Origin of the sequence: uncultured Campylobacter sp. (genome assembly GCF_938045465.1) — a bacterium.
Lineage (GTDB): Bacteria > Campylobacterota > Campylobacteria > Campylobacterales > Campylobacteraceae > Campylobacter_B.
The window spans coordinates 1-11,756 of record NZ_CALIBF010000144.1 but is presented as its reverse complement, the minus strand read 5'-3'; the positions used below and the strand labels follow the sequence as shown (position 1 = coordinate 11,756).

The 11,756-nt window shown below is 48.2% G+C and carries 12 protein-coding genes; 8 read left to right on the top strand and 4 right to left on the bottom strand.

What is annotated here, in order from left to right; translation table 11 throughout:
• Positions 1-177: 177 nt before the first annotated feature.
• The 6 genes from Q0413_RS07035 (at position 178) to trxB (ending at position 4,796) form a co-directional block, all read left to right on the top strand.
• The gene (locus Q0413_RS07035; protein WP_298988277.1) at positions 178-309 is read left to right on the top strand and encodes a hypothetical protein; all 132 of its coding nucleotides are present in this window, start codon (positions 178-180) and stop codon (positions 307-309) included.
• Positions 310-543: 234 nt separating this feature from the next.
• Positions 544-1,749 (top strand): LL-diaminopimelate aminotransferase, encoded by a 1,206-nt coding sequence (locus Q0413_RS07030; protein WP_298988276.1) that lies wholly within the window; start codon positions 544-546, stop codon positions 1,747-1,749.
• Entirely contained in the window at positions 1,749-3,017 is a 1,269-nt protein-coding gene (locus Q0413_RS07025; RefSeq protein ID WP_297946050.1) for a homoserine dehydrogenase, read from the top strand. The genes Q0413_RS07030 and Q0413_RS07025 overlap by 1 nt, the downstream gene beginning before the upstream one ends.
• A gap of 1 nt (position 3,018) precedes the next feature.
• The gene (locus Q0413_RS07020) at positions 3,019-3,357 is read left to right on the top strand and encodes a YraN family protein (RefSeq protein ID WP_297946048.1); all 339 of its coding nucleotides are present in this window, start codon (positions 3,019-3,021) and stop codon (positions 3,355-3,357) included.
• A gap of 70 nt (positions 3,358-3,427) precedes the next feature.
• Complete coding sequence (gene trxA / locus Q0413_RS07015) at positions 3,428-3,742, top strand: thioredoxin (RefSeq protein ID WP_298988275.1); 315 nt, start codon at positions 3,428-3,430, stop codon at positions 3,740-3,742.
• A 109-nt stretch (positions 3,743-3,851) separates the two neighbouring features.
• Positions 3,852-4,796 carry a thioredoxin-disulfide reductase gene (gene trxB, locus Q0413_RS07010; protein WP_298988273.1) on the top strand — a complete coding sequence of 315 codons (945 nt, stop codon included), beginning with the start codon at positions 3,852-3,854 and terminating at the stop codon, positions 4,794-4,796.
• A 157-nt stretch (positions 4,797-4,953) separates the two neighbouring features.
• Here the strand turns inward: trxB and Q0413_RS07005 are convergent, their stop codons facing one another.
• From Q0413_RS07005 to Q0413_RS06990, 4 genes are all read right to left on the bottom strand, one after another.
• A complete protein-coding gene (locus tag Q0413_RS07005) occupies positions 4,954-5,682 on the bottom strand; it encodes a hypothetical protein (protein ID WP_298988271.1) in 729 nt (242 codons plus the stop codon).
• A gap of 266 nt (positions 5,683-5,948) precedes the next feature.
• Positions 5,949-8,732 (bottom strand): MMPL family transporter, encoded by a 2,784-nt coding sequence (locus tag Q0413_RS07000; RefSeq protein ID WP_298988270.1) that lies wholly within the window; start codon positions 8,730-8,732, stop codon positions 5,949-5,951.
• 23 nt (positions 8,733-8,755) lie between these two features.
• Positions 8,756-9,340: an ABC transporter substrate-binding protein gene (locus tag Q0413_RS06995; RefSeq protein WP_298988269.1), complete on the bottom strand. Its 585-nt coding sequence runs from the start codon at positions 9,338-9,340 to the stop codon at positions 8,756-8,758.
• Between the two features lie 2 nt (positions 9,341-9,342).
• A complete protein-coding gene (locus tag Q0413_RS06990) occupies positions 9,343-10,062 on the bottom strand; it encodes a VacJ family lipoprotein (RefSeq protein ID WP_298988268.1) in 720 nt (239 codons plus the stop codon).
• Between the two features lie 183 nt (positions 10,063-10,245).
• Between Q0413_RS06990 and Q0413_RS06985 the strand changes: the two genes are divergently transcribed.
• The gene (locus Q0413_RS06985; RefSeq protein WP_298988267.1) at positions 10,246-11,034 is read left to right on the top strand and encodes a TOBE domain-containing protein; all 789 of its coding nucleotides are present in this window, start codon (positions 10,246-10,248) and stop codon (positions 11,032-11,034) included.
• A gap of 101 nt (positions 11,035-11,135) precedes the next feature.
• On the top strand, positions 11,136-11,756 hold a 621-nt coding region (gene modA, locus Q0413_RS06980; RefSeq protein WP_298988266.1), incomplete at its 3' end, for a molybdate ABC transporter substrate-binding protein.

Sequence of the window (11,756 nt, the reverse complement as noted above, 5' to 3'; positions counted from 1 at the left end):
AATATCACTAAAATCTCAGCCGATGAGTTTCTGCGCCTAAACAAGGGCAAGAAGTGGTAAAGCTCTCGCTCGTAGGGCTTTTGCCGCCACCGAGAGTAAAATTTTGGCTTTCTGCGGCGAGTGCGACCTAAATTAAACCTAGGAGCGTAAATTTAAAGAGTTTTAAAATGCGCTGCCTTGGATAAAATTTCAAGTGGTGTATATAAAATTTTAAGCGGTGCGGGCACTTGCGGTAGAGCGCTAAATTTAAGAGGCGTCGTCCATGGCGCTCTGCAAAACGAAGGTCTCGGTCATTTAGAGCGGACGTAAATTTAAACAGCGCCGCAAAGGGTCGTGATGCTCTAAATTTAAACAATCAATGCCCCCGCGGTTTTAAAATTTTAGCGAGGTAAAAGTTTAAATTGCTCGAGCAATATAAAAAGCGCCGCTGCATCGATACGAAGGCTTGAAATTTAGCCTTCGTGCAGCACGAGCGGATCGCTGCGTTTAAGGCGCGAAATTTTAAACATGGCTTGAAAATTACTTTAAGATAAGAGGTTTGAGATGTTTGACGAAATTCGTTTTTCAAAAATTGAGCGTTTGCCAAATTACGTTTTTGCCGAGGTCAATGCCATAAAAATGGCGGCGCGCAGGGCGGGCGAGGACATAATCGATTTTTCGATGGGCAATCCCGACGGCAGGACGCCGCAGCATATAATCGACAAGCTTTGCGAAAGCGCGCAAAAGGACAAGACGCACGGCTACTCTGTAAGCCAGGGCATCTACAAGCTGCGACTTGCGTGCGCGAATTGGTATAAGCGTAAATACGGCGTGATCTTGGATCCTGAAAGCGAGATCGTCGCCGTGATGGGCTCTAAAGAGGGCTTCGTGCATTTAACTAGCGCGATCGTAAATCCGGGCGATGTCGCGGTGGTGCCCGATCCTGCGTATCCGATCCATACCCAAGCCTTCATCATCGCAGGCGGTAATGTCGTTAAAATCCCGCTTGCCTATGATGAAAATTTAAATTTTAACGAGAATAAATTTTTCATCGATCTGCAAAGAACCTTCGACGAGAGCATTCCGCGTCCAAAATACGTCGTCGTAAATTTCCCGCACAATCCCACCACCGTTGTCGTGCAAAAGAGCTTCTACGAGCGGCTCGTGGCGATGGCGCGGCAGGAGCGGTTTTATATCATCAGCGACATCGCTTACGCAGAGATCGCTTTTGACGATTACAAAACGCCGTCCATTTTTGAGGTTCAGGGTGCGAAGGACGTCGCAGTCGAGGCGTACACGCTCTCTAAAAGCTACAATATGGCGGGCTGGCGCGTGGGTTTTGTTAGCGGAAACAAAAAGCTAGTCGCCGCGCTTAAAAAGATCAAATCGTGGTTTGATTACGGTATGTTTACGCCGATCCAAGTAGCCGCAACGATCGCGTTGGACGGGCCGCAAGAGTGCGTAGAGGAGATCCGCGCGACCTATGAGAAGCGTAGGAATTTTTTGATTGACGCTTTTGCGGACGCGGGCTGGGTGATCGCTAAACCTAGCGCGTCGATGTTTGCGTGGGCGAAATTACCGCCAGCGGCGGCTCATCTAAGAAGCATGGAGTTTTCCAAACAGCTTCTTACCAAGGCGCGCGTCGCCGTAAGCCCAGGCGTGGGTTTTGGCGCGGCGGGAGACGATTACGTGCGGATCGCCTTTATCGAAAATGAAAATAGGACCCGTCAAGCCGCTAGAAATATAAAAAAATATTTGAAAGAGATCTGATGAAAGTAGCGATTTTAGGCGTCGGCACCGTAGGTAGCGAAGTTGCAAACATTTTGATCAAAAACAAAGATATCATCCTTGCGCGCGCAGGCGTTAGCATAGAGCCCGTAATCGGACTCGTGCGCGATACGAGTAAAAAGCGCGATGTGCAAATTCCGCTTAGCAGCGACGCTGGGAGTATCATCGAGCGCGACGATATTGACGTTTTTGTAGAGCTTATGGGCGGGGTAGAAAAGCCCTATGAGATCGTAAGCGAAATTTTAAAGCGTAAAAAGGCGGTCGTTACCGCAAATAAGGCGCTTTTGGCTTATCATCGCTACAAGCTTCAGACGCTTGCGGGCGATACGCCTTTTGGCTTTGAAGCGAGCGTGGCGGGCGGAATTCCGATCATCAAAACCCTGCGCGAGGGGCTAAGCGCCAATCGTATCGAAAAAATAATCGGCATCGTAAACGGCACGAGCAACTTTATTCTTACGAATATGATGCAAAAAAACGAGAAATTTGAAGACGCGCTAAAGCGAGCTCAAGAACTCGGATACGCCGAAGCCGATCCAAGCTTTGACATCGGCGGGTTCGATGCGGCGCATAAGCTTTTGATCTTAGCTAGCATCGCATACGGCGTGCACGGAGATCCTGAAGATATCCTAATCGAGGGGATCGAGGAGATCACGCAGGAGGATATCTATTTTGCGCGCGAATTTGATTTCATAATCAAGCTGCTTGCGGTAGCTAAGCGCGCGAGCGACAACAAAGTCGAGCTGCGCGTTCATCCTGCGCTCATTTCAAAGGATCAAATGCTTTCAAAAGTAGACGGCGTGATGAACGGCGTGAGCATCTACGGAGACTGCGTCGGCGAGAGTATGTATTACGGCCCTGGCGCGGGCGGAAGCGCTACGGCAAGTGCGGTTATAAGCGATCTCATCGACATTGCGCGCGATAACAAAAATCCGATGCTCGGATATAAAATTTTGCCGAGCGAAAATTTTATGCAAATTTTGCCTAGCGAGCAGATCCGCACGAAGTACTATTTCAGGCTGCGCGTGCGCGACGAGAAGGGCGTACTTGCGAAGCTTACGAACATTATGAGCTTAAACGATCTTTCGATCGACAGCTTTTTGCAAAAGCCTAAGCTCAAAACGGACGAGGAGGTAACGCTGTTTTTTACGACGCATACGTGCTGCGAGAAGAATATCAAGCGCGCAATAAGCGTGATCGGCGGCGAAAATTTCATCACGCAAAAGCCTTTTATGATCAGGATCGAAAGTTAAGTTGAGCTTAAAAGAATATCTTTTCGGCTTTGCCTGCGAGGACCGTGCGGCAGAATTTTTACGCGGCGAAGGGTTTGAAATTTTAAAGCGAAATTTCCGCTGCCGCTTTGGCGAGATCGATATCGTCGCGCGCAAGGGCGGAATTTTGCACTTCGTAGAAGTAAAGGCCACGAGCGGCGATTACGACGCCGCAGAGCGCGTGACGGGCGCCAAGATGGCTAAAATTTTAAAGGCGGCGGAATTTTATCTGATGAGCTACGATACGGACGAGCCGTGGCAGATCGACGTAGTGGAAGTTTATCCAAAGCAGATAAAATTTATCGCCAACATATCTTTTTGAATTAGAATTTTTATTATTTATTTAAGATAATGAACTATAATCCGCGGAATTTTAACACAAGGAGAACATTATGGGAAAGTATATAGAGCTTACTTCGGAGAATTTCGATGTTACTAAAGAGGGTGTCGCGCTAGTCGATTTTTGGGCGCCTTGGTGCGGACCGTGCCGTATGATCGCCCCGATCATCGAGGAGCTTGCGAACGATTACGAGGGCAAGGCTAAAATTTGCAAAGTAAATACCGACGAAGCGCAGGATTTGGCGGTGCGGTTCGGCGTGCGCTCGATCCCTACGATTCTATTTTTCAAAGACGGCGAGCTAAAAGCTCAGCTCATTGGCGCGCAATCTAAGCAGATCATAGCCGACAAACTAAACTCGCTTCTGTAAATTTTAAAAGGGCGGCTTCGCCCTTTTTCCTTCCACTCATCGTTTTATTAATTAAATTCGTAAATTTAACGCTCGCGGCTTTACTTAATAAAATAATTAAGGAGAAAAAATGTTAGATTTAGCAATTATCGGCGGCGGCCCTGCAGGGCTAGCGGCGGGGCTTTATGCTACTAGAGGCGGTTTAAAAGACGTCGTGATGTTTGAGATGGGTATGCCTGGTGGGCAGATCACCTCAAGCTCCGAGATGGAAAACTATCCTGGCGTTGCTGCGGTAACCGACGGGATGAGCTTTATGGCGCCTTGGCAGGAACAGTGCTTCCGCTTCGGGCTGAAGCATGAGATGGTGCGCGTGCTACGCATCTCAAAAGACGGCGACGGAAATTTTACGATCTATCTCGAGGGCGATCAAACACGACGCGCGCGTGCCGTTATCGTAGCTACGGGCTCTACTCCGCGCCGCGCGGGGATCGAGGGCGAGGATGAGTTTTTCGGTCGCGGCGTCAGTACCTGCGCGACCTGCGACGGGTTTTTTTACAAGGGCAAAGAGGTTGCCGTCCTCGGCGGCGGCGATACTGCGCTAGAGGAGGCTCTGTATCTAGCTAAAATTTGCTCCAAAGTATACCTAATCCACCGTCGAGACGAGTTTCGCGCCGCGCCTTCGACCGTGCAAAAGGTGCGCGAAAGTGAGAATATCGAGCTCATTACAAGCGCGCTCGTAGAGCAGATCAAGGGCGATGCAAGCGGCGTAACGGGCGTCGTCGTCAAAGATAAAACAAGCGGTGCCACGCGCGAGCTGCAGCTGCCGGGGATCTTCGTATTCGTGGGGCTTGACGTGCGAAACGAGGTGCTAAAAGACGAAAGTGGCAAGTTCATCTGCGACGTCACGCCGGGCGGGCAGGTCGCGGTAAATTTAAAGATGCAAACAAGCGTACACGGGCTGTTCGCGGCGGGCGATATGAGGCAGGATGCGCCTAAGCAGGTCGTTTGCGCGGCAGGCGACGGCGCAGTTGCTGCACTTAGCGCGATCGCGTATCTGCAAGGACACGACAAATAAGCTTGTATCCGGCGTAAAATTTCACGGCGCGGCGGGCGAAACTGCTTCCGCCGCGCTTTAAATTTAAAACCGCACCTGAAATTTTGAATGAAATTTTATTATAAGAAAAGCGGCTAAATTTTAAAATTTCATCAAATTTAGCCGCGAGATAGGGCGCTTATTGTCTTTCGTAGAAGCCCGCTATAACATCTTTTGACTTCATTTTATTTACGGGATCTTCTTTGCCGTTCGTGATAAGTTTAAATTTATCAGACAGACTCACGCTTTTACCCTCATTTACGATAAAATTTAGCTCGATAGCAAGCTTTGATGATCCACCTTCTTTATGTCCGAAGCTCGCGTCCAACTGCTCTGCCGTTATTTGCGAGTAATAAACGGCTGCTTTTAAGCACTCCATAATAAAGTCTATGTAGATTTCGGTATTGCTTTCTTTTAGTATCTCCCCTTTTAATTTGTCGTCGCAATCGACCGACTTCCATTCCTCCTCAAAAATTCTATTTTGCCTTTGGTTTTTAAGCGTTTCTTGAAATTTAGCTTCGTTTAATTTACAGTGTTCTTTTGCCAGCTTAAACAAACCCTGCGCGCCGTAAGCCTTGCCCTCATAAAAAGTCATAACCATTTTTAAAGATGAGTCTAACATCTCTTGTTTATATGATTTAAGCCTATGCTCTACATCCACGTCGCAGACCATCTTAATCGTCTTTAATCCGCCGTTTTCCTCTTTGCTCCAGGTGATATTTTTGCAGATTTTTGAACCCTCGATCGCCGCGCCGATACTCATAGATTTAGAATCTGGCAAGGTGTAGTTTTTCACGAGCCCTACCTCATCCTCGCCGCATCCTACTAAAATCAATGCCGCTAGCGCAGCGCTTAGTACATATTTCATCTTCGCTCCTTTGAGATAAATTCTGAAAATAATGCTACCCCCCCCTACTTAAAAACGTATAAATTTAGAGCTTAAATTTGAAATAAATTCGCAAAGCGCTAGAGATCAAGAATGCAAAAGTGAAATTTTATGAAAGAATTCGGCGAGAGAGGGAGGGAATCGAACCCCCCGGAAAACGGTCAACCGCCCTCCTATCGGATTTGAAGTCCGCAGACGCCGCCAGGTCGCCATCCTCTCCAAATACGGGAATTATAGCGAGATAAAATTTATTTAGCTTTAAAGAGGCTAAATTTTAAGCCTTTTCGGCTCATTATTAGCGACGGTAGGATTATGAGCGCGCCCAAAAGCAGCAGGCTCATCACCAAACATATCAGCAGCCCGAAGTAGATCGTAGGCCAGAAATTACTCATCATCATCACGCTAAAGCCCAAAATGATCGCAAACGACGTATAATACATCGCGTATCCGATACTTGCGTGGCTCGCGCGGATCGCCGCGGCCTCGTCGCCAAGGCGCGCAAACTCGCGCTTGTAGCGATAGATATAGTGGATAACATCATCCACGCCGATACCGATGCTAATCGCCGCTATCGTAATACTCATGATATCCAGCGGAATGCCCGCAACGCCCATGATGCCGAAGCAAGCGCAAAGCGGGATTAAATTTACGACGATCGCGATAAGCGCGTATGAAAACGAGCGAAAGATGATCACGAAAAGCACGAAAAGCACGAGCACGGTGATACCCAGGGTGTCTATCTGCGAGCTCATCAGGCTTTGAAGCATATTGTTATAAAGCACCATTATGCCGCTGATCTGTGCCGTGACGTTATCTTTGGCGAGTAGGGAGTCCAGATCGCGCTTAAGATCGGCTAGGAATTGCGCTCTGCGGAGATTCGGATCGCTATCTATCGTGCGGATGCTAAAGTGCGCCTCGTTCGCTTCGATATTTACAAAGGGCGAAAGCACCAATTCGCGGTAGTTTGCGGGCATTTCAGAGTAGATCAAAGCAAGGCTTAGATCGTCCAGATCGCGCCCCTGATTAATCTGTTTGCCGAGCTTTAAAAGTGATGCGAGCGAGCTTACGTTGCCGATAAACTCGTGCCCCGTGACGTTTTTGTCCTTCAAAAAATCGTCTATTTTGCCGATGATGCGCATCTTTTCGGATGTGAACCAATACTGCGGCTTGTTTTCGTTGGCGGCGTATTCGGCTTCGAAATCGCTAAAATCGTCGCTCGCGGTGGAATTCTGCTCTAAATTTGCGGCGCGGGTTTGATCCGAATTTGCGGCGTCGCTTGGCTGTGTTGCCGCAGCGGGGCCTTGCTCGGACAAATTTTTATCATTTAAATTTTGCGCCGCGGCGGTAGAATTCTGAGTGGCGGAATTTTGCGCGATAGAATTTTGCCGAGTAGAATTTGCCGCAAAATTTCGCCCCGCGGGATTAGAATTTTCGCCGCTCTTAAAATTTGCGCTGCCGCTTACGGAATTTTCACTCCCGCTAGCAGGATTTGCGCCGCCTGCGCTTTTAAATTTAACGATGATATCAAGAGGGATCGTTCCGCCGAGATTTGTGTCGATAACCTCCATGCCCGCGCGGATGTCGGTGCTTTTTTTGAAGTAGCCGATGAAGCTGTTTTCGACGCGCAGCTGCGAGATACCGTATAGTCCAAAGATCACCGCCGCAGCGCACACGCCGTAGACCGCGCCTCTGCTACGTAGCGCCGTTTCGGCGCACCAAAGCGTAAATTTAAAGTGCTGCTCGAAGCTGCGGTTATTGTGCGTGCGCCTTAGAAGCGACATAACCGCGCCGAATACTCCAAATGCCGTAACTAGCGAGATACTGATGCCTACGCTCATCATAATTCCCAGAGAAATTACGGGTTTTATATCGCAAAAAATTAGCGACATAAAGCCGATAACGGTCGTAAAGATCGCGAAAAAGCAGGGTCTTGCACGCTCGCGCAGCACGGCATAAACGAGCTGGCGCTGCGAAAAGGCGTGAAAGCGCGCGCTAAACTCGCGGTAGGCGACGATTAGGTGGATACAGACCGAAACCGTGATGATGAGCTGAAGCGCTATGAAATTTGAGCTAATCACCGTGACCTCAAAGCTCAAAAAGCCGAATAATCCCGCTGCAAGCACGACCGAATACGCGCAGATGATAAGCGGTAGCAGGATAAATTTCGCCTGTCTAAAAAAGAGCCAAAAGCACGCCAACAGAAGCACCAAGGCGCCGAGTCCGTAGGTCGCCAGATCCGAGCGGACGTAGCCTACCATATCGTCGGCGATCATATTTAATCCGCCCAAAAACAGTCTATCGCCCGCAAATTCCTTCTCAAAACCCGCGATCAACGCGCGCAAAGCCACAATGTCGCGGTGATCTTTTTCGCGAAGCTCGTCGCGATAGGATTTGAAATTTTGCTCCGAAGCTTTAAGCGCATCTTTGAGCTGTGAAATTTGAGCTTTGGAACTATTGCCCTCATGCTCCGCTTGCTTTAGAGCGCTTTTGGCTCCGTCTCTTAGGCGCAAAAGCTCCTCGTAGCGGCTCTGCGGTTTTAAATTTATTAAAATTGCGGTAGTGCGAAGATCGGCGCTTACTAAATTTGACGCGTAAAAGGGGCTTGTGGCAAACTCGCGCCTAGCCGCGGTTAAATTTACGTCCGCGTCGGTAAGGGTGGGTATGTGCTTAAGCAGCTCGCTCATGCCCTCGCTTTTGTTTAGCAAAAGCGGCACGTTCGTGATGTCCGTGACGCCGGCGACGAAATCCAGCTTAGAAAAAGCGGCATCCATCTGCGCTATCTTGCGGATCGTCTCGGGCGCTAAAAGATCGCCTGCAGGAGTGTAGGCGACGACTAAGAAATTCGGCGTTTCGTAGCGCTTGGATACTTCGCGCCAAATTTGAAGATCCTCGTCGTTATCAAGCAGTAGCGTCTGGGTCGAAGCGTCGATCTCGAGCTTTGTGGAGTAATATCCGAAAAAGAGCGCCAGCGCCGTAAACAGCGCAAGCGTGATTTTCGGAAACGTGACGATTAGGCGAAAAATTTTTTTCAAATACCGCTCTTTTGGGCGTGTCGTTATTCGCCGCTATTGATGACGGTGGAATTTAGCCGCTTTATAAGCTCGTCAAAGCCCAAGCTTTGCGTTACGTCGCCTAGCTGCGAGCGATAGGTTTGGATTAGGCTAACGCCCACGATATCGACATCGTAGATGCGCCAATCAGAGCCGTTAGGATAAAATTTAAAATCTATGTCGTAGTTTTTCTGCTCGCCGATGACCTGCGTTTTTAGCACGCGGCGCTTATCGCTCGGGCTTTGTTTGCTTAGCACCTTCATATCCTGATCGGTATAAAGCGAAAGTTTTTCGATAAACGAGCGCTTTAGATGCGCCTCGAAAGCTTTATTAAATTCCGCGATCTGCGCGGGGCTAAGGCTCGCATAATGTTTAGCAAGTGAGAGCTTTGCCATCATCTTGTAGTCAAAGTAGCCGTCAAAAAGCGCAAAAATTTTTGCAGGCTTTGCGTCTTTTGGTGCGCTGCTTCGCATAATGCCTACGGCCTCGGCGACCTTCTGGCTCATCACGGGCTCGATATCCGCATCGCTAATAGCGTGCGCCGAAATCAAAAGCGCTCCGCAAAGCGCTAGAACTTTTAAAATTTTCATTGTTATTCCTTTATTAGTTTCTCGCGATTTTGCTCGTAAGCATCGCGTAAAAATGGATACAGATCCACCGCATCTTTGGTCATTTTTTCATAAAATTTCGGATCGCGCGAGTAGTCGTTAAATATTCTAAATCCATTGACGGAGTTTCGCACCGTGCCATCTTTAATATAATTTATCGGATTTGAAAAATAATCTCCGACAAGTCCCGCTGTATCGCGCAGATTGCTCTGTCCTAAGATCGGCCAGACGATGTGAGGACCTGCCGGCACGCCCCAATACCCGAGTGTCTGCCCGAAATCCTCGTCGTGGCGCGGAATCCCGTAGTATTTGCCCGCCATATCGTTAAGCCCGCCGAAGCCAACGGTCGAGTTGATCAAAAACCGTTTCGTCTCGTCCCAAGAATTTTCAAATTTACCCTGCAACAGGTTGTTTACGAGCCTCATCGGATATAAAATATTATAGAAAAAATTTGAAAACGCGCCCTGGATCGGATCGGGCATTACATAGTCGTAACCGCTGGCTACGGGGGTTAATATGTATGAGTAAAATACGTCGTTGAAGCTCGTCATAACGCGGTTATAGCCGCTAAGCGGATCGAAAACCTCACGTTGCGCGAACTCCTCGTCAAAACCATCCGTATCGCTAGGCGCTACGTCTTGCTTTTGCGAGCAACCGCAGAGTGCCAATGCCGCGGCTAAGAATATAAGTTTTATAAATTTCAAATGTGACCCTTCTTTATAAATCAAAGTGGCGATTTTACAAGTTTAAAGAAATTTTGTCAATAAAGGTAAAATTTCATATAGAATTTCCCTCTTTATATCGCAGAATAAAGCCTGCAGCTCTTTAAGAAATATATCAGAGGATATATTATAAAATCACGTGAAAGTAAATAAGAAAGGATGAAAATGGACGCAAAATTTGCTTTGGAATTCCTACTTGGCAAGGAAACATCGCTTCTAGCCAAGCACATTAAGCTGCTTAAGGCCGTAGATGAGACTAAAAGTATTACAAAGGCCGCAGAGATCGTAGGAGTGTCGTATAAAAACGGCTGGGACGCACTAAATTTAATCAACAACGCGAGCAAAAAGCCGCTCATCGTCCGCACTCAAGGCACTAAGAAAAATAGCGGCTCCGAGCTTACCCCTTACGCTCACAAACTAATTCGCGCTTATGATGCTATCAGCCACGCGGGCGAGACGTTTTTGAGTGAAATTTTAAAGCTTGACGAGATCACCGAAGAGAGCCTTCTAAGCTTAGAGAAGATCGGCATGAAGCTTTCTGCGCGCAATCAGCTAAGTGTTGAGATTACGGATGTTCAAACAGGCGCTGTAAATTCTCAAATCACGGCTAAACTCGCAGGTGGTGAAATTTTATGCGCGACGGTAACCGTAGAGAGCGAAAAGAATTTAGGGCTAAAGGCGGGCAAGGATGTGCTGTTTTTATTCAAAGCTCCAAGCGTCATCATCGCTAAAGGAGCCTCGGAGAAGCTAAAACTTAGCACGATGAATCAAATCAAAGGCACGATTAGCGAGGTCAAAATCGGCGCGGTAAACGCAGAGATCTGTCTAGGCACAAGCTCGCACCAAAACATCACCGCGATCATCACGCGAGAATCTGCCACCGCGATGGCTCTAGGAGTAGGAGATGAAGTAACGGCGATCATCGAGCCTAGCGAGATCATTATTGGCGCGTAATAGGGTGAAATTGGGTGCGCAAAATTTTAAAATTTAAGGCGTAAATTTAAAATTTTAGATACAATTCAATTCTCGGCGAAAGCCGAAACGAAAGGCATAAAATGAAGTTAAAAGCAGTGCTTTTAGGAATTTTAACCGCAGGCGCGCTTAGCGCGGGAGAGGTCAGCGTAGCAGCCGCTGCGAACACGACGTATGCGTTTGACGAGATCAAGGCGGAATTTGCCAAGCTACATCCGCAAACTACGCTAAACGTGAGCTTGGGCGCAAGCGGAGCGCTTAGCACGCAGATCAAAAACGGCGCTCCGTTTGATATTTTTATGGCGGCGGATATGAAATTTGCAGACGATCTGCATAAAGAGGGCTTTGCGACGGCGCCTGCCAAAACTTACGCCAAAGGCAAAGTGGCGATGTTTAGCGTGCGCGGCGTAGATCTTAGCAAGGGGCTTGAAATTTTAAAAGACCCTAGCGTTAAAACGATTTCCATAGCAAATCCAAAGACCGCTCCTTACGGCACCGCAAGCGTACAGGCCTTCCAAAAAGCAGGAGTTTACGATGAGATTAAAGGCAAAATCGTAGAAGCAAAATCGATCGGCGAGGCTCTTTCGCAAGCGCTTAAAGCTTCCGACGTCGGATTTATTGCGGCTAGCGCGATGTATGCGCCTAAGATGGCAAAGGACGGCTGCAACGATAAGCCTTGCAAGCAGGGCGAAAATTTCGTCTTG

Bases quoted from the DNA above. Each gene is read 5' to 3' on its own strand.
- Q0413_RS07030 (WP_298988276.1), top strand. From the start codon at position 544: ATGTTTGACGAAATTCGTTTTTCAAAAATTGAGCGTTTGCCAAATTAC.
- Q0413_RS07025 (WP_297946050.1), top strand. From the start codon at position 1,749: ATGAAAGTAGCGATTTTAGGCGTCGGCACCGTAGGTAGCGAAGTTGCA.
- trxA (WP_298988275.1), top strand. From the start codon at position 3,428: ATGGGAAAGTATATAGAGCTTACTTCGGAGAATTTCGATGTTACTAAA.
- trxB (WP_298988273.1), top strand. From the start codon at position 3,852: ATGTTAGATTTAGCAATTATCGGCGGCGGCCCTGCAGGGCTAGCGGCG.
- Q0413_RS07005 (WP_298988271.1), bottom strand. From the start codon at position 5,682: ATGAAATATGTACTAAGCGCTGCGCTAGCGGCATTGATTTTAGTAGGA.
- Q0413_RS06995 (WP_298988269.1), bottom strand. From the start codon at position 9,340: ATGAAAATTTTAAAAGTTCTAGCGCTTTGCGGAGCGCTTTTGATTTCG.
- Q0413_RS06985 (WP_298988267.1), top strand. From the start codon at position 10,246: ATGGACGCAAAATTTGCTTTGGAATTCCTACTTGGCAAGGAAACATCG.